Here is a 19,441-nt window from a genome sequence, read left to right as displayed (position 1 = left end):
ATTAGGCTGACCGCCAATGAGCGAACACCCCAGTGCGGCTGACCGAAGGTTGACCGGTTTGGCCACCCGCGCCATCCACGCCGGCTACCGGCCGGACCCGTCGACCGGAGCGGTGAACTCCCCGATTTACACCAGCAGCACCTTCGCCCAAGACGGCGTCGGGAGACTGCGGGGCGGATTTGAATACTCGCGCAGCGCCAACCCCACCCGGTCTGCACTGGAAGCGGCGTTGGCGGCCGTCGAGGAGGGCGCGTTCGGCCGCGCGTTCAGTTCCGGGATGGCGGCCGAGGACTGCGCTCTGCGCGCGTTGCTACGGCCCGAAGACCACGTGATCATCCCCGACGACGCCTACGGCGGCACGTTCCGGTTGATCGACAAGGTGTTTACCCAGTGGCATATCGAGTACACGCCGGTTCCGCTCTACGATCTCGATGCGGTGCGCGCGGCGCTCAGGCCGCGAACCCGGCTGATTTGGGTGGAAACACCCACCAACCCCTTGCTGTCAATCGCCGATATCGCGGCGATCGCCGAGATCGGCCGGAAAAACTCAGCGAAGGTGTTGGTGGACAACACGTTTGCGTCACCCGCGCTGCAACAGCCGTTGACGCTCGGCGCCGACGTCGTGTTGCACTCCACCACGAAGTACATCGGTGGGCACTCCGACGTAGTGGGGGGTGCGCTCATCACCAACGACGAAGAGCTAGACACCGCGTTTGGCTTTCTACAAAACTCGGCCGGAGCGGTTCCCGGCCCCTTTGACGCCTACCTGGTTATGCGTGGCCTCAAGACGCTGGTGCTGCGGATGCAACGGCATAGCGAAAACGCCGCCGCCGTCGCGGAATTCCTTGCCGGACACCGTTCGGTCGACACCGTGCTGTATCCGGGTCTGCCCAACCACCCGGGCCACCGGGTCGCAGCGCGACAGATGCGCGGTTTTGGCGGCATGGTGTCAGCCCGGATGCGGGGTGGCCGGAAAGCCGCCGAGGCGTTGTGCGCGAACACTTCGGTGTTCATCTTGGCCGAGTCGTTGGGTGGCGTCGAATCGCTGATCGAGTACCCGGCCGCAATGACCCACGCCTCCACGGCCGGCTCCCGGTTGCAAGTACCCGACGACCTGGTGCGATTATCCGTGGGCATCGAGGATGTCGCCGATCTGCTGGCCGATCTCGAACAGGCCCTCGGTTAGCGGCCGCGCACGCGCGAGATGGTTCGCAGCCCGGACTCCCCAGCCACCCCGCGTCCCTTCCGGGTCAGCGGGTGAAGCAGCATACCCCCGACTAGCCGCGGTACGGCTCTGCGCTGACCAAGGTCACCTTGACGGTGTTGCCATTGGGTACCTGGTAAGTGCGGCTCTCGCCCACCTTGGCGTTGAGCAACGCGCGACCCAGCGGCGAGTTCGGCGAGTACACCTCGAGCTTGCCGTCGTTGACGCCTTCTTGGCGCGTGGCGATGAGGAACGTTTCGGTGTCCGACTCGTCGTCGTTGTAAAAGACGGTGACCACGGTGCCGGGCAGCGCCACCCCAGACTGCGTGGGAGCCTCACCGACTTTGGCGTTGTTGAGCAGATCCTGCAGCTGACGAATGCGGGCCTCTTGTTGGCCCTGCTCCTCGCGTGCCGCGTGGTATCCGCCGTTTTCGCGCAGATCACCCTCCTCGCGACGGGCGTTGATTTCCGCGGCAATGACGGGACGGTTCGCGATCAACTGCTCGAGTTCGGCCTTGAGTCGGTCATGTGCCTCCCGGGTCAACCAGGTCACCTTGGTGTCAGTCATCTCGTCGCGCTCCTTGTGCCGTTGGTTCCACGATATTCGCGCTGGGCTGACCTGTGGTCTCGCTGCCAGGCAGGGTGCCGGTGGGGTACTGCCGGATGTTTCCCCATATAGCCGCATAGTGCCGCTAACGCAGAGCACGGCTCCAGTGCGAGGAACCGTGCGATTAAGATGCTACCACCGCGCCGGGCCCAGGCGTGGTGCCTTCATGGTCCGGGGTCTTCATGCGCGGCGGCCGCTACCGAAACGCCCCGGCGTCAGGAACCGAACGGGGAGGGCGAGGGTGGGCCGCCGGCGGCGCGCCGGATTTTAAAATCATCGTCACTGCCCCGGTGGTTTAGCGGTCCGGCGGGTTCACGCCGAGTTGCTAACCCTGGTCGACGAGATGTAACGATGAAAATTGAAGCTATGGGACCGGCGGTCGCACAGCAGACGGACAGGCGGACGTGAACGGACTGCGGTTGATGGCGGTGCACGCCCACCCGGACGACGAGTCCAGCAAGGGCGCCGCTACCCTTGCCCGGTATGCCGACGAGGGCCACCGCGTGCTGGTGGTGACGCTGACCGGGGGTGAACGCGGCGAGATCCTCAACCCGGCGATGGACCTGCCCGAGGTGCACGGGCGCATCGCCGAGATCCGCCGCGACGAGATGGCCAAGGCGGCCGAGATCCTCGGGGTGGAGCACAGGTGGTTGGGTTTCATCGACTCCGGGCTGCCCAAGGGCGACCCGCCGCCCCCGTTGCCGGAGGATTCGTTCGCGCTGGTGCCGCTCGAGGTGGCGACCGAAGCGCTGGTGCGGGTGGTGCGCGAGTTCCGCCCGCACGTGATGATCACCTACGACGAAAACGGTGGTTATCCGCATCCCGACCACATCCGCTGCCACCAGGTATCGATCGCCGCCTACGAGGCGGCCGCGGACCCGCATCGCTTCCCGGACGTCGGTGCGCCATGGGCGGTGTCCAAGCTGTACTACAATCACGGCTTTCTGCGGCAACGTATCCAGCTGCTGCACGACGAGTTCGCCAAACATGGCCGGGAGGGCCCCTTCGGGCAATGGCTGGCACAGTGGGATCCCGAGCACGACGTCTCGGCCGACCGGGTGACGACGCGGGTGGAATGCTCGGCGTATTTCGGCCGGCGTGATGCCGCACTGCGGGCGCACGCCACCCAGATCGACCCGGAAGGCGATTTCTTCGCCGCACCGATTGCCTGGCAGCAGCGGTTGTGGCCCACCGAGGAGTTCGAGTTGGCGCGCTCACGGGTGGTGGTGACACTTCCCGAAACCGATCTGTTCGCCGGAATCGAGGCCGACCAGTGATCCTTGGCGGCACCGCAGCGGTTCTTGCGGACTGGCAAGCCGACGGCCCTCCCGGCCGCACCGGGCCGGACTTCGGCAAGGCCAGCCCGGTGGGGCTGCTGATCATCGTGCTGCTCTTGCTCGGAACGGTGTTTTTGATCCGCTCGATGAACCGCCACCTGAGAAAGATCCCGAAGTCGTTCGAGCGGGAAAATCCCGAGCCGGATCACCCCGCCGGCCAGCGCGCCGCGGCCGGCGGCCGGGCCCCGGAAACCCCCGGCGCCTCCGGCGGGAACCACGTTCGCGACGAGCAAGACGGATCATCCCGTGAACCCGACGGATAACCGGCGATGAGCCCGGCAGCCAACACCCTCGCGCGGGCCGCCAGCCCGTATCTGCGCCAGCACGCCGACAACCCGGTGCACTGGCAGCAGTGGACCCCGCTGGCTCTGGCCGAAGCCGCCGAACGCGACGTGCCGATCCTGCTGTCCATCGGTTACGCGGCATGCCACTGGTGTCACGTGATGGCTCACGAGTCGTTCGAGGACGACGAGGTAGCCGCCGCAATGAACTCCGGGTTCGTCTGCGTCAAAGTCGACCGCGAGGAACGCCCGGACATCGACGCGGTGTACATGAATGCCACTGTCGCGCTCACCGGACAGGGTGGCTGGCCGATGACCTGTTTCCTCACACCGGATGGCCGGCCGTTCTTCTGTGGCACCTACTATCCGAAAGACGTTTTTCTGCAGCTGCTTTCGGCTATCACCGAGGCCTGGAGGAATCGCCGCGCCGAGGTTGAGCAGGCGTCGGGCCGAATCGCGGCAGAGCTGCGGGCGATGGTGTCGGAACTGCCCACCGGCGGTCCGGAGGTGGAGCCGGCGCTGTGCGACGACGCGGTTGCCGCCGTGTTACGCGACGAGGACACGGTTCGGGGCGGCTTCGGGGGGCCGCCGAAGTTCCCGCCGTCAACGTTGCTGGAGGCGCTGCTGCGGCACTACGAACGCACCGGGTCGCAGGAGGCACTGGGGGCGGTCGCCCGCACCTGCACCGCGATGGCGCGCGGGGGGATCTACGACCAACTTGCCGGCGGATTCGCCCGCTACAGCGTCGACAACGCTTGGGTAGTACCACACTTCGAGAAAATGCTGTACGACAACGCGTTGTTGCTGCGCGCCTACGCGCACTGGGCCCGGCGCACCGGGGATCGGTTGGCTCACCGGGTTGCCCGGCAGACCGCGCGGTTTCTGCTCGACGAACTGGCCGAGGCCGACATGTTCGTCTCCTCGCTGGACGCCGACGCCGACGGCCGTGAGGGCTCGACCTATGTCTGGACCCCCGCGCAATTGACCCAGGTGCTCGGTGAGGACGACGCACGTTGGGCCGCCGATGTTTTCCTGGTCGGTTCACCGGGGACATTCGAAGCTGGGGCATCGGTGCTGCAACTGCCGGCCGATCCCGATGACCCGGCTCGCTTCGAGCGGGTCCGCACCGCGATGCTGGCGGCGCGGTCGCGGCGCCCTCAGCCCGGCCGTGACGACAAAGTCGTCACCGCCTGGAACGGGCTGGCGATCACGGCGCTGGCCGAGGCCAGCGTGGCCTTGCAGGCCCCGGAGTTGGCCGACGCCGCGCGGCGATGCGCGGGCGCGCTGATACGCCTGCACCTCGTCGACGGGCGGCTGCGGCGCGCCAGCCTCGGGGGCGTGGTCGGCGAGAGTGCGGCGATTCTCGAAGATTATGCGGCGCTGGCCACCGGGTTGCTGACGCTCTACCAGCTGAGCCCGGCCGACGCCTGGCTGGCGACGGCGACCGAGTTGCTCGACACCGCGCTGGCGCATTTCGCCGATCCCGACCGGCCCGGCCGCTGGTTCGACAGCGCCGATGACGCCGAGCAGCTGGTGTTGCGGCCCGCCGACCCCCTGGACGGGGCGACACCGTCGGGGGCGTCGTCGATCACCGAGGCGCTGCTGCTCGCCGCGCACCTGGCCGGGGGTGACCGCGCCAGGCGATACCGGAAGGCGGCCGCCGACGCGCTGCGGGCGCATTCGTCGCTGCTGGCGCGTGCGCCGCGATCGGCCGGCCATTGGCTGGCGGTGGCCGAATCCGCAGTCCGCGGGCCGCTGCAGATCGTGGTCGCGTGCGACGCCTCGCGGTCTTCGCTGTTGGCCGACGCTCGCCGACTGGCACCCGGCGGGGCGATCGTCGTCGGCGGGGAAGCGGGGTCGTCACCGCTATTGGTCGGCCGGGATCGGGTGGCCGGCGCGGACGCCGCCTACCTGTGCCGCGGCGCGGTCTGCGATCTGCCGGTCACCACCGCGGCGGAGTTGGCGACCGCCCTGGGCGTGCCCGGCGAGTAGCCGCTCCCGCTGTGGCGGTTCTTGTCGCGAATCCGCGAAAGTGCATCTGCCGACGTGTTTCGCGGGTACGGGCGTCGGTAGCGGCACTTTCGCGGTGGTGCGGCGTCAGAAGAGTGCGATCCACACGGCGATGTAGTGGCAGATCGCCGCGACCAGCGTGTTGGCGTGGAAAAACTCGTGGTAGCCGAACGTTCGCGGCCACGGATCGGGCCAGCGCAGCCCGTAGAACAGACCGCCGATGCTATAGATCACGCCCCCGACGATCAGCAGCACCATCGCTGCTACCCCGGCGCCGTGCAGGATCGGTCCGATAAACCAGATCGCCACCCAACTCAGCACCAGGTACAGCGGCACGCCCACCCATCGCGGGGCCAACGGCCAGCACATCTTCAACACGCTGCCGCCCAGGGCACCGCCCCACACGATCGACAGCACCAGGTGGCCGGTCGGGCGTGGCATCGCCACCATCGCAAACGGGGTATAGCTGCCGGCGATGAACACGAAGATCATCGAGTGGTCGAGCCGTTTCATCCACTTGCGGGCGGTCTGCGACTTCCACTGAATGCGGTGGTAGGTGGCGCTGACGGCGAACATCGCCACGATGGAGGCCGAATAGATCAGCGTCGCCAGCCCGGCGCGCGGGGAGACCACTGCCCAGGCCACCGCCACCAGCGGCACGCCGGCGACGGCGGCAGCCACGGCGGCGTGCACGTGGATCCATCCCCGGAATCGTGGTTTGACCAGTCCGGTGGTGAGGCCCCCGACGGAGCCCGTCGGCAGGGCGATATCCAGCTGCGGCTGTGGCTGAGTGATGTTCATCCCGCTGCTCGTCTCCCTTCTCGACTGGCGCCCGGTTGATGGCCGGCATCAACTACGCTAGCCGCACGTTAGCCGCGAATGCCCGTTGTGACCGCTGAGAAACTACTGAGATTGCCGAAATTTTTGCCGTTCACAGTAGGCTAAATGGCTGTGGAGATAGTCCCTGCACGTCTCAAAGAACCGCTGTACCGGCTCTATGAGATGAGACTGCGTCAAGGCCTGGCGGCCTCCAAATCCGCGCTGCCGCGGCATATCGCCGTCCTCTGTGACGGGAACCGTCGATGGGCGCGCAGCGCAGGATACGACGACGTCAGCTATGGCTATCGGATGGGTGCCGCCAAGATCGCCGAGATGCTGCGGTGGTGTCAAGAGGCGGGCATTGAAATGGCCACCGTCTACCTGCTGTCCACCGAAAACCTACAGCGTGATCCAGACGAGCTGGCCGCGCTCATCGAGATCATCACCGATGTGGTCGAGGAGATCTGCGCTCCGGCTAACCGCTGGAGCGTGCGTACCGTCGGGGATCTGCAGCTTTTGGGCGAGGAGCCGGCTCGCCGGCTGCGTGATGCTGTCGAAGGGACGGTCTCGACGGCAAATTGCGGCTTTCACGTCAACGTCGCGGTCGCTTACGGCGGGCGTCAGGAGATCGTCGACGCGGTGCGGGCCTTGCTGAGCAAGGAACTTGCCAACGGGGCCAGCGCAGAGGAACTCATCGACGCCGTGACCGTTGACGCGATATCGGAAAACCTTTACACCTCAGGCCAACCCGACCCGGACCTGGTCATTCGAACCTCGGGTGAGCAGCGATTGTCTGGCTTTCTCCTCTGGCAGAGCGCGTATTCGGAGATGTGGTTCACCGAAGCGTACTGGCCGGCATTCCGCCGGGTCGATTTTCTGCGCGCACTCCGCGATTACAGCTTGCGGCACCGGCGTTTCGGCATGTAGCCGAAGCCGGTGGCGATACGTGCCGCGATGCAGCGGAACCAGGGCCAGAGAATGCAATCGTTCGGGGTCGCATCCTGCACATCGATGCGTGTCGGCTGCCGAGCTACAGTTTGCGCAGGCGAACCCGGTTGATGGAATGGTCGGCGTCCTTGCGCAACACCAGGGTGGCACGCGGCCGGGTCGGCAAGATGTTCTCGATCAGGTTCGGCAGGTTGATCGAGCGCCAGATCTCCCGTGCGGCGGCCGCCGCTTGCCGGTCGTTCAGGCGTGCGTAATGGTGGAAATGCGACTCCGGGTTGGCGAACGCGGTGGTACGCATGGTCAAAAACCGCGAAACATACCACTGCTCGATGTCTTCGATCCGCGCGTCCACATACAGCGAGAAGTCAAACAAGTCAGAGACCATGAGCGTCGGCCCGGTCTGCAAGACGTTCAGACCCTCCAGGATCAGGATGTCGGGATGCCGGACGACCTGCTTGGCATGGGGGACGATGTCGTAGCGCAGATGCGAATACACCGGCGCGCACGCGTAGTCGGCACCGGATTTCACCGAGGTCACGAACCGCAGCAGGGCCCTTCGGTCGTAACTCTCCGGAAATCCCTTGCGGTGCATTAGGTTTCGTCGCATAAGTTCGGCATTAGGATAAAGGAACCCGTCGGTGGTTACCAGGTCCACCCGGGGGTGGTGGTCCCAGCGGGCCAGCAACGCCTGCAACACGCGGGCGGTGGTCGATTTGCCGACGGCTACGCTGCCGGCCACACCGATAATGAACGGCACCGGGCGGTGCGGGTTCTGCAGGGGTTCGCCGAGGAACTCCGCGGTGGCGGCGAATAACCGCTGACGGGCGGCGACCTGGAGGTGAATCAGCCGGGCCAGCGGCAGGTAGACCTCTTCGACTTCCAGAAGGTCGATCTGTTCCCCAAGACCACGCAGGCCGATCAGTTCTTCTTCGGTCAGGGCCAGGGGTGTCGACATCCGCAGCGCGCGCCACTCACTCCGGTTGAACTCCACATAGGGGCTCGGCTCGCTAAGCCGCCGCATGGGTGCCAGTCTTGCAGCAGTGCCCGGGCGGGTAGAGGCGGGGGCGACGCCGTAGGCCGCAGCGGGAAAGTGCTCTAACCCTGGTTTGCTCATCGGTCGGCTCGAGCCGGCTGCGCTGGCTCCTTCATCGGTGAATGCGTTAGCGAGTCAATGCTACGCCGGACGGTAGGCGGCGACCGGCGCCCGATCGTCGATCGAGGCGTTGACGGCGATTGCGCACCGCCACTCGCCGGCACCGCCGGCCGCCCAAGCCGCACAATCAGGTCCACAATTAGCCGGGTTCATCGCCGACTACGCTGGAGCCCATGTCAGCAGACGCGACGGTGGGCACCCCGCCCGCGCCGCCGGAGGCCAGGCACGCCGACATTGCTGGTGCGGCCTATCGGGCGGCGTTGCAGGTTATCGAGACCGTCGAGCCCCGCATCGCGGCGGCGACCCGCAAGGAGCTTGCCGACCAGCGGGATTCGCTCAAGCTCATCGCCAGCGAGAACTATGCCTCGCCGGCGGTGCTGCTCACCATGGGCAGCTGGCTGTCGGATAAGTACGCCGAGGGCACCGTGGGGCATCGCTTTTACGCCGGCTGCCAGAACGTCGACACCGTGGAGGGGGTGGCCGCCGAGCACGCCCGCGAGCTGTTCGGCGCGCCGTATGCCTACGCCCAGCCGCACTCGGGCATCGACGCCAACCTGGTGGCCTACTGGGCGATTCTGGCCACCCGGGTCGAGGCGCCCAGCCTGGCAGCGGCCGGCGTCAAACACGTCAACGAGCTCTCCGAGTCGGAGTGGGAGGCGCTGCGCGTCAAGCTGGGCAACCAACGGCTGCTGGGCATGTCGCTGGACACCGGTGGTCATCTGACCCACGGTTTTCGGCCCAACATCTCCGGCAAGATGTTTTGTCAGCGCAGCTATGGCACCGATCCGGTCAGCGGCCTGCTGGACTACGGTGCCGTGGCCGCTATCGCGCGGGAGTTCAAGCCGCTGATTTTGGTCGCGGGCTACTCGGCTTATCCGCGGCGGATCAACTTCGCCACAATGCGCGAGATCGCCGATGAGGTGGGCGCCACATTGATGGTGGACATGGCGCATTTCGCCGGGCTGGTGGCCGGCAAGGTATTCACCGGGGATGAGGACCCGATCCCCCACGCGCACGTCGTCACCACCACCACGCACAAGTCGTTGCGTGGGCCGCGCGGCGGGCTGGTGTTGGCCCAACCGGAATACGCCGACGCCGTCGATAAGGGCTGCCCGATGGTGCTGGGAGGGCCGCTGCCGCACGTCATGGCCGCCAAGGCGGTCGCGCTGGCCGAAGCCCGCCGGCCGGAGTTTCGAGGGTACGCCCAGCGGGTTGCCGATAACGCCAAGACCCTGGCCGAAGGGTTTTTGCGCCGCGGAGCGCGACTGGTCACCGGCGGCACCGACAACCACATCGTGATGCTCGACGTCACCAGATCGTTCGGCCTGACCGGCCGGCAGGCCGAGTCCGCGCTGCTGGAGGCCGGTGTGATCACCAACCGCAACATGATCCCCGCCGACCCCAACGGCGCGTGGTACACCAGCGGTATCCGGTTGGGCACTCCGGCGCTGACCACCCGCGGCTTCGGCGTCGCCGAATTCGACCGGGTGGCCGAACTGGTGGTCGACGTGCTTGCCCACACCCGTCCGCAGGGTGCGTCGAAGGCCGCTTATACCCTGGCCGACGGGACCGCCGAGCGGGTGCATGCCGGCGCCGCCGAGTTGCTGGCCGCCAATCCGCTCTATCCCGGCCTCACCTTGTAGGACCCGGTGGATGCCGCTGCCGTGGCCCGCTTCGTGGCGTGGTACCACAACCGGGCCGGGGCCGTCGGGCCGGGGCACGCACGGTGGGGGAATGCCCAAGCCGGTGGAAGAGCCGGAGAAAATCCCCGCGACACCGGCCGGCGATTTCCCGAAATGTGTGAACACGAGTTACAGTTACTTTCATGGCACTGAAACCTGTAGCTAACGCGCTGACGCTGGAACTCGAGCCGGTGGTGGGTGAGAACTTGGAGCGCCACCTGGAAACCGAGGAACTCTGGTTTGCACACGACTACGTGCCGTTCGAGCAGGGGGAGAACTTCGCTTTCCTCGGCGGACGGGATTGGGACCCCACGCAGGTGACGCTGCCCCGAGTGATCACCGACGCCTGTGAGATCCTGTTGATCACCAAGGACAACCTGGCCGGGCATCACCGCGAGCTCGTCGAGCACTTCATCCTCGAGGACATGTGGGGTCGCTGGCTGGGCCGGTGGACCGCCGAGGAGCACCTGCACGCCATTGCGCTGCGGGAATATTTGGTGGTGACCCGCGAGGTCGACCCGGCGGCTAACGAGAAGGTCCGCGTTGAGCATGTGATGAAGGGTTATCGTGCCGATCACTACAGCCAGGTGGAAACCCTGGTCTACATGGCGTTCTACGAACGTGCCCATGCCGTGTTCTGCCGCAACCTGGCCGCGCAGATCGAGGAGCCGGTGCTGGCGGGGCTCATCGGCCGGATCGCTAAAGACGAGGAGCGTCACGAGGAGTTCTTCGCCAACCTGGTTGCGCACTGCTTGAACTACACCCACGACGAGACCATCGCGGCGATTGCCGCCCGGGCGGCCGACCTCGATGTCGTCGGCGGCGATATCGACGCCTACCGGGACAAGGTGCAGAACGTGGCCGATGCCGGCATTTTCGGTCCCCCCCAGCTGCAGCAGGTGATTTCGGGGCGGATCACCGCCTGGGGGTTAGCCGACGAGCCCCGATTGCAGCGGTTCATCACCGCTTAGAGCGGTTGTCCGCCCTGCTCCGCGGGTACGCCACGGCGCCCATCGCGGTGGACCGGCGCGCCTGTCTGACGGCGCTGCGGCGAGCGGAGTAGCGTCGCAGTCGATGGCTAGCGATATGTTCTGCTATCCGGACGGCACCCTCGTCACACCTCCACCAGGACCGGCCCCGGTCTCGGTGCCGCCGCCCCCGCCGAGATGCCTGCGCGGGGCCGCGCTGGCCCAGCCCGGCGACGATGCGGCCCGGGGAACGGGCGGCTGGGGAGCCGGGCTGATGACTTGAGGAGCGCTGCGTGACTGATTCGCCATCGGCTTCACAGGACACCAAGCGGACGTATGTGCTCGACACTTCGGTGCTGTTGTCCGATCCCTGGGCGTGTACCCGGTTTGCCGAACACGAGGTGGTCGTTCCGCTGGTGGTGATCAGTGAGCTGGAGGCCAAACGCTACCACCATGAGCTGGGCTGGTTCGCTCGGCAGGCGTTGCGGCTGTTCGACGATCTTCGGTTAGAGCACGGGCGGCTCGATCAGCCCATTCCCGTTGGAACACAGGGCGGTACGTTACGCGTCGAAATCAACCACAGTGATCCCGCAGTGCTGCCTCTGGGTTTTCGCACCGACAGCAACGACTGCCGGATCCTGAGTTGTGCAGCCCACCTTGCCGCTGCGGGCAAGCGAGTCACATTGGTGAGCAAGGATATTCCACTGCGAGTGAAGGCAGCCGCAGTAGGCCTGGCCGCCGACGAGTATCACGCGCAGGACGTCGTCATCTCGGGCTGGACCGGGATGACCGAGATCGAAACCACTGCAGAGGACATCGACGCGCTATTCCACAACGGTGAAATCGACTTGATAGCTGCTCGGGACCTGCCGTGTCACACGGGGATCCGGCTACTTGGGGGCAGCTCGTACGCGCTCGGGCGGGTCAACGCCCATAAACGGGTCCAACTGGTCCGCGGCGACCGGGAGGTGTTCGGATTGCGGGGGCGTTCGGCCGAGCAGCGGGTGGCCTTGGACCTGTTGCTCGACGAGTCGGTGGGCATCGTGTCGCTGGGTGGCAAGGCCGGCACCGGTAAGTCGGCGCTGGCGTTGTGCGCCGGCCTGGAGTCGGTACTTGAGCGGCAGACCCATCGCCGGGTGGTGGTGTTTCGCCCGCTGTACGCCGTGGGCGGACAAGACCTGGGCTACCTGCCCGGCACCGAGAGCGACAAGATGGGACCCTGGGCGCAAGCGGTCTTCGACACCCTGGAGGGACTGGCCAGCCCGGCGGTGCTCGAGGAGGTGCTTTCTCGTGGCATGCTCGAGGTGCTGCCGCTGACTCATATCCGGGGCCGTTCACTGCACGACTCGTTCATCATTGTCGATGAAGCCCAGTCGCTGGAGCGTAACGTGTTGCTGACCGCGCTCTCGCGTGTGGGCACGGGATCCCGGGTGGTGTTGACCCACGACATCGGCCAGCGTGACAACCTGCGGGTCGGTCGCCACGACGGGGTTGCGGCGGTGGTGGAAAAGCTCAAAGGCCATCCGCTGTTCGCGCACATCACGTTGCTGCGCAGTGAGCGGTCGCCGATTGCCGCGCTGGTGACCGAGATGCTGGACGAGATCGCCGGACCGCGCTGAGCCCCGCCCTTTGCGGTGGAGGTTTCCCGGGGTGCTTGCCGTCCGCCTCCGCGGCGGCGCACACATCGCAGCGTCGCCGGCACGGTAGGCTGCCAGCGTGTCGAGAAGACCCGACAGCCAGGCCTGGCGCTACCGGCGAACGGTTATGGGTGGGCTGGCCGCTGCCGCGGTGCTGGTGGTGGGCGGGCTGACCGGCCATGTGAAGCGGGCCGGCGCCGACGCCGCGGATTGCGCCCGCGCCAAGTGCGTCGCGCTGACGTTCGACGACGGCCCCACGCCGTTCACCGACCGGCTGTTGCACATTCTCAATCACAACAACGCCAAGGCCACGTTTTTCCTGATCGGCAACAAAGTGGCGGCCAATCCCTCGGGGGCCAGGCGCATCGCCGATGCGGGCATGCAGATCGGCAATCACACCTGGGAGCACCCCAACATGACGACGATCCCCCCGCAGGACATCCCCAGCCAGCTTTCCAAGGCCAACGACGTGATCAGTGCGGCGACCGGTCAAACACCGACGCTGTACCGACCCGCCGGCGGATTATCCAACGCTGCCGTCCGCCAGGCGGCCGGTCAGCTGGGGCTTGCCGAAATCCTCTGGGATGTGATCCCTTACGACTGGATCAACGACTCCAACACGGCGGCAACGCGCCAGGTGTTGATGAGCCAGATCAAACCCGGCTCTGTGGTGCTGCTTCATGACACCTACTCCAGCACCGTCGACTTGGTGTACCAGTTCATCCCGGTGCTCAAGGCCAACGGCTACCGGCTGGTGACGGTCGGTCAACTGCTGGGGCCCCGCCCTCCCGGGAGCAGCTACGGGGGCCGCGAGAACGGACCGCCGGTCAACGACTTGCGCGATATTCCGCCCTCGGAAATCCCGTCGCTACCGAACACACCGTCACCCAAGCCGATGCCCAACTTCCCGATCACCGACATCCCGGGGCAGAACTCGGGCGGGCCGAACAACGGCTCCTGAAGCTCCGCCCCGTGGCTCGCTCACCGCTTACCTCCGCGGCGGCGCTGGCTCACGGCAAGGTGACAACCTGGCGCCGCCCCCGGCCAGGTCAATTCTTCGCGACCCGCAACGCCGCGATGACCGCGTCGATGGTGGCGCGGGCATCCGCATCACCGATGGGTGTCGCGCCGAGGAAGAACGTCGCCGGCTTCGTCTTCACCACGATGATGGTGACCGAATCGCCTTTCACATTACGGGAGGGGTCGGCGATGGTGATGTCGGCGTCCACCCGCGCGGCCGGGGTGCCGTCGACGCTGATCGACGACGTCTTGGTCGGCCCCAGGGTGGGCGACGCCCCGGCATAGCCGGGGCCGTTGGCCACGCACGTCATCAACTTCGATGCCTGCGCGGCGATATCCATGCTGGTGACGAAGTTGGTGATGCCGACCTCGGCCTGCATCATCCACTGGTTGGCTCCGGGGACCTCTTGGGCGACGCCCACCGCGTCGATGGCGTTGGGCATCGAGTCGTCGGAGAACGGCGTCCATCCGGGTGCCGCGCTGGCCGGGAACGACAGTTTGCCCGCGCGCACCGTATCGCCGGTGGGCACCGGGCCACCGGACACATTGGGGGTGCAGTCGGTGGCATTCTGCTGGGACGTGGCCGGTGGCGTCGTCGGAACACGGGTCGTCGCCGATGGCGCGGTCGTGGTCGGCTTGCCCTGATGACCGACGGTGAGCGCCAGAATCACGACCAGCGCGACGATGACTATCGCAATGCCGGCGCCGACCAACCAGGGTGTCTTCGAGCCCGGCCCTCTCGGCGGGGGTCCGGGGGGATAGAATCCCGCCGGCCAGCCGGTCTGCGGGCCCTGCTGGCCGCCCGGGGTGAATTGCTGAGGCGGGTAGGCACCGCCGGTGTAGGGATCCGCGCCGCCGGGGGCACTAGGGTACGGGCCGCCTTGCGGAAGGTATGGGCCGTCTTGCGGGTACGGATATGCGCCGCCCGGCGGATAGCTGCCAACTTGGGGAGGTCCACCCCAATACTGGCCCTGCCCATACGGATTCGCCTCGGGGTGATCCTGTCCGTGTGGGCCGCCGGGCGGACTCGTCATTGCTGAACCCCTTCACTGTCATCGGCCACCTCGCGGTGGGGTCGAGCATAGCCCCATCACCGCGGCGATCGGCGTAACGCCGGTAGCTTCTCGCGTTCGCACGCGACATTCGCCGCATCCCCTTGCAGTATGCCGGGTGGCTCAGAAATCCTCGAAATCCTTGTCCTTGACCTTGGCCATCGCCAGCACGTCGAGGCGCCGGTCCAGTTCCTCGAGGGGTAGCATATCGCCGACCAGGCCGCGGTCGATGACGGCCTGGCGGATGGTTTTGTGCTCCTTGAGCGCTTCCTTGGCCACCGCAGCCGCCTCCTCATAGCCGATCACCGAGTTCAACGGTGTCACGATTGACGGCGAGGACTCGGCCAGCTGACGCAGGTGCTCGACATTGGCGGATAGCCCGTTGACGCACCTCTCGGCGAAGAGCTTGGATACGTTGCTCAGCAGCCTGAAGGACTCCAGAATGTTACGAGCCATCATCGGAATGTAGACGTTGAGCTCGAAGGCACCGTTCGCGCCACCCCACGCGATTGCCGCATCGTTGCCGATCACCTGTGCGGCAACCTGGGTAACCGCTTCCGGTATAACCGGATTCACCTTGCCCGGCATAATCGAACTACCCGGCTGCAAGTCTGGCAGGCGGATCTCGGCTAACCCCGTCAGCGGCCCGGATCCCATCCAGCGGATGTCGTTGGCGATCTTGGTCAGTGATACCGCGATGGTGCGCAACGCCCCGGACGCTTCGACCAGCCCATCGCGGGCGGCCTGGGCTTCGAAGGAGTTTTTCGCCGTACGTAATTCGGTCAGTCCGGTCTGAGCGATCAGTACCTCGACTACCTTGGCCCCGAAGCCGTCGGGTGCGTTGAGACCGGTGCCCACCGCGGTCCCGCCGATGGGCAGCTCGCCCAGCCGCGGCAGCGTGGCCCTTACCCGCTCGATACCGGCCGCGATTTGGCGGGCATATCCGGAAAACTCTTGGCCCAGTGTCACTGGAACCGCATCCATTAGGTGGGTGCGTCCCGATTTCACCACAGTACGCCACTCCCGAGCCTTACCCGCCAGTGCGTCGCGCAGCAGCTCCAGCGCCGGGATCAGTTGGCGCACTGCGGCTTCGGTAGCCGCTATGTGCGTTGCCGTGGGGAAGGTGTCGTTGGAGGATTGCGACATGTTGACGTCGTCGTTGGGATGCACGACAACCGGAGGTGTTGCCCGGGCTGCGATGCTGGCAATCACCTCGTTGGTGTTCATGTTCGAACTGGTTCCCGACCCGGTTTGGAATACGTCGATGGGAAACTGGTCGTCATGGCGTCCCTCTGCGATCTCGGCGGCGGCGGCGATGATGGCGTCGGCCTTCTGTGGCGCCAGTAACCCGAGATCCCGGTTCACCTGTGCGCATGCGCCTTTCAGCAGGCCCAGTGCCCGAATCTGGACACGCTCCAAACCCCTTCCGGAGATCGGGAAATTCTCGACAGCGCGTTGAGTTTGCGCACGCCACAACGCCTTTGCCGGTACCCGAACCTCGCCCATGGTGTCGTGCTCGATGCGGTATTCGGTGTCGGTGGCGCTATCGGCCATAGATCAGCGTCCTTGCTCGTGGGTCGAATCCGGGTTATGGCAATGGGTAGCTGGCGTTGCTGTCGCCGGTGAAATCAATAGACGAGTATTCAGCGAGTTTCGAAAGCCGGTGGTACGCTTCGATCATCCGGACGGTCCCGGACTTGGAGCGCATCACGATGGAGTGCGTGGTGCACCCGCCGGGATAGTAACGGACACCCTTGAGCAAGTCACCATCGGTAATTCCCGTCGCGCAGAAAAACACGTTGTCGCCGGACACCAAATCCTCGGTGGTCAATACCTGATCGAGATCATAGCCAGCGCGGATGGCTTTCTGGCGTTCGGCGTCATCGCGCGGCGCGAGCTGCGCCTGGATCGCGCCGCCCATGCAGCGGATGGCTGCGGCGGCGATGATGCCCTCCGGGGTGCCGCCGATGCCGGCCAGCATGTCGGTGCCGGAGTTGGGTCGGCACGCGGAGATGGCACCTGCCACGTCGCCGTCGGTGATTAATCGGATCCGCGCCCCGACGGCGCGGACGTCGTGGATCAGCTGGGCGTGCCGCGGCCGGTCCAGGATGCACACCGTCATATCGGGCACCGACAGATCCTTGGCCTTGGCGACCGCGCGAATGTTGTCGGCGATCGGCCTGGTGATGTCCAGCACGTGCGCGGCCTCGGGCCCGACGGCGATCTTGTTCATGTAATACACCGCCGACGGATCGAACATCGCGCCGCGCTCGGCGACCGCCAGCACCGAGATGGCGTTGGGCATGCCGTTACTCATCAGCCGGGTGCCGTCGATGGGATCGACAGCGACATCGCACTGCGGGCCGTCGCCGTTTCCGACCTCCTCGCCGTTGTAGAGCATCGGCGCATGGTCTTTCTCGCCTTCCCCGATAACGACCACACCCCGCATAGACACGGTGTTCACCAGTTCGCGCATCGCGTCGACCGCGGCACCGTCGCCGGCTTCCTTGTTGCCGCGGCCGACCCACCGGCCGGCAGCCATAGCACCGGCTTCGGTGACCCGCACCAGCTCGAGCGCCAGGTTGCGATCGGGGGCTTCACCCCGGGCCCGCCGCGACGAGGAGCCGCCCGGCGGCGAGGAGGAGGGGGTGCCAGCGACTTCCATCCGCGACGAGGAGCCGCCCGGCGGCGAGGAGGAGGGGGTGCCAGCGACATTAGCCATGTGTGCATTGTCCCAGACGCAGGCCGGCGGTGGCGCGCTGGGATACTGGGTTTCATGACCACGCAGCCGCGGCCGACGGCCAAGCCCGCCAAGCCGCGGCTGCTCTCGGATGGGCGCGACATGTTTTGGTCGGTTGCGCTGTTGGCGGCGGCCTGTATCCTCCTGGCGGGCATGGTCGGGACGTGCTCGTTTCAGCCGGGCGGGCCGCGCGGCGGACCGGTCTCGTCTTACGACGCCGCGAGCGCCCTGCGTGCCGACGCGCAGACACTGGGGTTCCCGATCCGGATGCCGCGGCTGCCTGCGGGCTGGCAAGCCAATTCCGGAAGTCGTGGTGGCATCGAAAACGGCCGAACCGACCCGTCGACCGGCCGGGCGGTGAACGCCGTCACCTCCACCGTTGGATACCTCAGCCCGACCGGCATGTATCTGGGCCTGACCCAGAGCAATGCCGACGAGGACAAGTTGGTCGGCTCGATCCATCCGGCCATGTATCCGACGGGTGTGATCGGCATCGATGGCATCAGGTGGATCGTTTACGAAGGCAAGAGCTTCGAGCCGGTGTGGACCACCCGGCTGGACGGTCCGTCGGGTTCCGCGCAGATCGCGATAACCGGCGCCGGAAGCACCGATCAATTCCGGACGTTGGCGGTGGCGACGCAGTCACAGCCGCCGCTGCCGTCGACGCGATAGCGCAACTGGGTACTCGATATCGCGGCGGCCCCACATCGCCGGCCGCTTAACGGGGACGACCCACGATATCGGCCCGAGAAGGGCCCGACGTTCCCCGACCGGCGGGTCTTCGGGGACGCTTCAAGCGGTCGGTGAATGCTCGGCGGCGGGCGCCGCGGGGTGTTGCGGGCGGGTGGACCGGGCTGCGGCGGTCGGGTTAAACAGGCGTCCGTGAGAGACCAGCGACGCGGCTTGCTTCAGACGCTGAGTGCGGATGCTGACCTCATAGGTTCGGATGTGATCGATCGCGGCCAGGTGCTCGGTGAGATACCGGTAGAGGTCATCGGCATCCTGGCAGATAGCGACGGCAATGAGGTTGTTGCGTCCGCTGACCGCGGCGGCGAAGGCGATTTCATCATGGACGGCGATCTGCTCACCGACACTGTGCAGATGCCGCGGCGCCACGGTGAGCCACAGCATGGCGTTGACACGGTAGCCGAGACGCTCCGGCAGCAGCTCGACGTCGTAGAGCAGGGTGCCCGAGGCTTCCAGAGCCGCGATCCGCCGCGCTACCCGTGCGGGCGACCAGCCGCTACGCTCGGCCAAAACCGCCAGCGGCGCGCGCCCGTCCTCGGCGAGCGCGTCTAAAAGCGGGCGGTCTTGTGCGGTGGGGGTGATCGGATGCCCGGTCGACGGGCGCCCGGGCAGCGCAGCAAGGATCCGACCGGTCTGCTCGCCGGTGAGCTTGGGGCCGTAGCCGGTCCACGTGTGGCCGTAGCCGCTCGCCGACGTCATCGTTGTGCCGAACGTGTGCAACAACAGATCCACATTGATGTCAAGGACCGACGCTGACCGTGGAAGTTGTTGAAGCAGCACGTCGTCGGGGGCCTCACCGACGGGTGCGTGGATAATGCAGACCAGCTCGGTCCAATCCGAAGCGACGTTGACGTAGGTGACCTCGGAACGCCGGACCAGCGCTTCGGCCAGCGTGCGTATCCGATCGGGTTTCGTGTGGATGCGGGCCACCCATCGGGCGTTTCCATACACAACGGGGTTAACCAGACCGACAACGCGCATCACTCCCGCCCGGCGCAGCCGGTAATAGCGGCGCGCAACCGTTTGCTCGGGCACCCCGATGGCGGCGGCGAGACGGCGGAACGGCACCCGCGGCGCTAACTTCAGCGCGTGCAGGATCTGCGCGTCGAGCGCTTCCATCATGAGGAAAGTATCCGGTTTTAGCCGACATCGTGTGGATTTCTTAACGGTTAGCCGGGTGGGCAAGGCATTGCGCCGCGGCGGGTGTGAGTCTGTTCTGTGTGGGACCGGCACGGA

18 protein-coding genes are annotated in these 19,441 nt (G+C 66.3%); 11 read left to right on the top strand and 7 right to left on the bottom strand.

Features of this window, described 5'->3' with window-relative positions:
• The first annotated feature begins 16 nt into the window (after positions 1 to 16).
• Positions 17 to 1,186 (top strand): cystathionine gamma-synthase, encoded by a 1,170-nt coding sequence (locus tag QJR12_RS14145; protein WP_300583391.1) that lies wholly within the window; start codon positions 17 to 19, stop codon positions 1,184 to 1,186.
• A 91-nt stretch (positions 1,187 to 1,277) separates the two neighbouring features.
• On the opposite strand, the gene greA is transcribed toward QJR12_RS14145, so the two are convergent.
• On the bottom strand, positions 1,278 to 1,772 hold the full coding sequence (gene greA / locus QJR12_RS14140; RefSeq protein ID WP_300583388.1) for a transcription elongation factor GreA: 495 nt from the start codon (positions 1,770 to 1,772) through the stop codon (positions 1,278 to 1,280).
• Between the two features lie 443 nt (positions 1,773 to 2,215).
• Here greA and mca point away from each other — a divergent pair, with 443 nt between their 5' ends.
• The 3 genes from mca to QJR12_RS14125 are packed head-to-tail and all read left to right on the top strand — an operon-like array spanning position 2,216 to position 5,421.
• A complete protein-coding gene (mca, locus tag QJR12_RS14135) occupies positions 2,216 to 3,088 on the top strand; it encodes a mycothiol conjugate amidase Mca (RefSeq protein WP_300583385.1) in 873 nt (290 codons plus the stop codon).
• Positions 3,088 to 3,411, top strand: a complete 324-nt coding sequence (locus QJR12_RS14130) for a hypothetical protein (RefSeq protein ID WP_300583486.1) — start codon at positions 3,088 to 3,090, stop codon at positions 3,409 to 3,411. The genes mca and QJR12_RS14130 overlap by 1 nt, the downstream gene beginning before the upstream one ends.
• Positions 3,412 to 3,417: 6 nt before the next feature.
• Complete coding sequence (locus tag QJR12_RS14125; protein WP_300583383.1) at positions 3,418 to 5,421, top strand: thioredoxin domain-containing protein; 2,004 nt, start codon at positions 3,418 to 3,420, stop codon at positions 5,419 to 5,421.
• Between the two features lie 105 nt (positions 5,422 to 5,526).
• On the opposite strand, the gene QJR12_RS14120 is transcribed toward QJR12_RS14125, so the two are convergent.
• Entirely contained in the window at positions 5,527 to 6,240 is a 714-nt protein-coding gene (locus QJR12_RS14120) for a hemolysin III family protein (protein ID WP_300583380.1), read from the bottom strand.
• Between the two features lie 150 nt (positions 6,241 to 6,390).
• Here QJR12_RS14120 and QJR12_RS14115 point away from each other — a divergent pair, with 150 nt between their 5' ends.
• A complete protein-coding gene (locus QJR12_RS14115; RefSeq protein WP_300583484.1) occupies positions 6,391 to 7,185 on the top strand; it encodes a (2Z,6E)-farnesyl diphosphate synthase in 795 nt (264 codons plus the stop codon).
• Between the two features lie 103 nt (positions 7,186 to 7,288).
• Here QJR12_RS14115 and coaA read toward each other — a convergent pair whose 3' ends face one another.
• Positions 7,289 to 8,227 (bottom strand): type I pantothenate kinase, encoded by a 939-nt coding sequence (gene coaA, locus QJR12_RS14110; protein WP_300583482.1) that lies wholly within the window; start codon positions 8,225 to 8,227, stop codon positions 7,289 to 7,291.
• A 305-nt stretch (positions 8,228 to 8,532) separates the two neighbouring features.
• On the opposite strand from coaA, the gene QJR12_RS14105 reads away from it, so the two are divergent.
• The 5 genes from QJR12_RS14105 to QJR12_RS14085 all read left to right on the top strand — a co-directional run bounded on the left by QJR12_RS14105 (position 8,533) and on the right by QJR12_RS14085 (position 13,607).
• Complete coding sequence (locus QJR12_RS14105) at positions 8,533 to 10,002, top strand: glycine hydroxymethyltransferase (protein ID WP_300583378.1); 1,470 nt, start codon at positions 8,533 to 8,535, stop codon at positions 10,000 to 10,002.
• A 182-nt stretch (positions 10,003 to 10,184) separates the two neighbouring features.
• Positions 10,185 to 11,012: an acyl-ACP desaturase gene (locus tag QJR12_RS14100; protein WP_300583376.1), complete on the top strand. Its 828-nt coding sequence runs from the start codon at positions 10,185 to 10,187 to the stop codon at positions 11,010 to 11,012.
• A 103-nt stretch (positions 11,013 to 11,115) separates the two neighbouring features.
• On the top strand, positions 11,116 to 11,292 hold the full coding sequence (locus tag QJR12_RS14095) for a hypothetical protein (RefSeq protein ID WP_300583373.1): 177 nt from the start codon (positions 11,116 to 11,118) through the stop codon (positions 11,290 to 11,292).
• 10 nt (positions 11,293 to 11,302) lie between these two features.
• Complete coding sequence (locus QJR12_RS14090; RefSeq protein WP_300583370.1) at positions 11,303 to 12,628, top strand: PhoH family protein; 1,326 nt, start codon at positions 11,303 to 11,305, stop codon at positions 12,626 to 12,628.
• Between the two features lie 97 nt (positions 12,629 to 12,725).
• A complete protein-coding gene (locus QJR12_RS14085; protein ID WP_300583369.1) occupies positions 12,726 to 13,607 on the top strand; it encodes a polysaccharide deacetylase family protein in 882 nt (293 codons plus the stop codon).
• A gap of 88 nt (positions 13,608 to 13,695) precedes the next feature.
• Here QJR12_RS14085 and QJR12_RS14080 read toward each other — a convergent pair whose 3' ends face one another.
• The 3 genes from QJR12_RS14080 to glpX form a co-directional block, all read right to left on the bottom strand.
• Positions 13,696 to 14,700: a DUF3824 domain-containing protein gene (locus QJR12_RS14080; protein WP_300583367.1), complete on the bottom strand. Its 1,005-nt coding sequence runs from the start codon at positions 14,698 to 14,700 to the stop codon at positions 13,696 to 13,698.
• 141 nt (positions 14,701 to 14,841) lie between these two features.
• Positions 14,842 to 16,272 (bottom strand): class II fumarate hydratase, encoded by a 1,431-nt coding sequence (locus QJR12_RS14075; RefSeq protein ID WP_300583365.1) that lies wholly within the window; start codon positions 16,270 to 16,272, stop codon positions 14,842 to 14,844.
• 34 nt (positions 16,273 to 16,306) lie between these two features.
• Entirely contained in the window at positions 16,307 to 17,383 is a 1,077-nt protein-coding gene (gene glpX / locus QJR12_RS14070) for a class II fructose-bisphosphatase (RefSeq protein ID WP_300583480.1), read from the bottom strand.
• Positions 17,384 to 17,494: 111 nt separating this feature from the next.
• On the opposite strand from glpX, the gene QJR12_RS14065 reads away from it, so the two are divergent.
• Positions 17,495 to 18,130, top strand: coding sequence for a DUF4245 domain-containing protein (locus tag QJR12_RS14065; protein WP_300583363.1), 636 nt, complete (start codon positions 17,495 to 17,497; stop codon positions 18,128 to 18,130).
• A gap of 120 nt (positions 18,131 to 18,250) precedes the next feature.
• Here the strand turns inward: QJR12_RS14065 and QJR12_RS14060 are convergent, their stop codons facing one another.
• Complete coding sequence (locus tag QJR12_RS14060) at positions 18,251 to 19,327, bottom strand: Lrp/AsnC family transcriptional regulator (RefSeq protein WP_300583361.1); 1,077 nt, start codon at positions 19,325 to 19,327, stop codon at positions 18,251 to 18,253.
• Between the last annotated feature and the right edge of the window lie 114 nt (positions 19,328 to 19,441).

The organism is Mycobacterium sp. (genome assembly GCF_029961025.1).
Classification (GTDB): domain Bacteria; phylum Actinomycetota; class Actinomycetes; order Mycobacteriales; family Mycobacteriaceae; genus Mycobacterium.
The sequence above is the reverse complement of the archived record's forward strand: the minus strand, read 5'-3'. Positions and strand labels throughout refer to the sequence as shown.

Bases quoted from the DNA above. Each gene is read 5' to 3' on its own strand.
- QJR12_RS14145 (WP_300583391.1), top strand. From the start codon at position 17: ATGAGCGAACACCCCAGTGCGGCTGACCGAAGGTTGACCGGTTTGGCC.
- greA (WP_300583388.1), bottom strand. From the start codon at position 1,772: ATGACTGACACCAAGGTGACCTGGTTGACCCGGGAGGCACATGACCGA.
- QJR12_RS14125 (WP_300583383.1), top strand. From the start codon at position 3,418: ATGAGCCCGGCAGCCAACACCCTCGCGCGGGCCGCCAGCCCGTATCTG.
- QJR12_RS14120 (WP_300583380.1), bottom strand. From the start codon at position 6,240: ATGAACATCACTCAGCCACAGCCGCAGCTGGATATCGCCCTGCCGACG.
- coaA (WP_300583482.1), bottom strand. From the start codon at position 8,227: ATGCGGCGGCTTAGCGAGCCGAGCCCCTATGTGGAGTTCAACCGGAGT.
- QJR12_RS14105 (WP_300583378.1), top strand. From the start codon at position 8,533: ATGTCAGCAGACGCGACGGTGGGCACCCCGCCCGCGCCGCCGGAGGCC.
- QJR12_RS14100 (WP_300583376.1), top strand. From the start codon at position 10,185: ATGGCACTGAAACCTGTAGCTAACGCGCTGACGCTGGAACTCGAGCCG.
- QJR12_RS14095 (WP_300583373.1), top strand. From the start codon at position 11,116: ATGGCTAGCGATATGTTCTGCTATCCGGACGGCACCCTCGTCACACCT.
- QJR12_RS14080 (WP_300583367.1), bottom strand. From the start codon at position 14,700: ATGACGAGTCCGCCCGGCGGCCCACACGGACAGGATCACCCCGAGGCG.
- QJR12_RS14075 (WP_300583365.1), bottom strand. From the start codon at position 16,272: ATGGCCGATAGCGCCACCGACACCGAATACCGCATCGAGCACGACACC.
- glpX (WP_300583480.1), bottom strand. From the start codon at position 17,383: ATGGAAGTCGCTGGCACCCCCTCCTCCTCGCCGCCGGGCGGCTCCTCG.
- QJR12_RS14065 (WP_300583363.1), top strand. From the start codon at position 17,495: ATGACCACGCAGCCGCGGCCGACGGCCAAGCCCGCCAAGCCGCGGCTG.
- QJR12_RS14060 (WP_300583361.1), bottom strand. From the start codon at position 19,327: ATGATGGAAGCGCTCGACGCGCAGATCCTGCACGCGCTGAAGTTAGCG.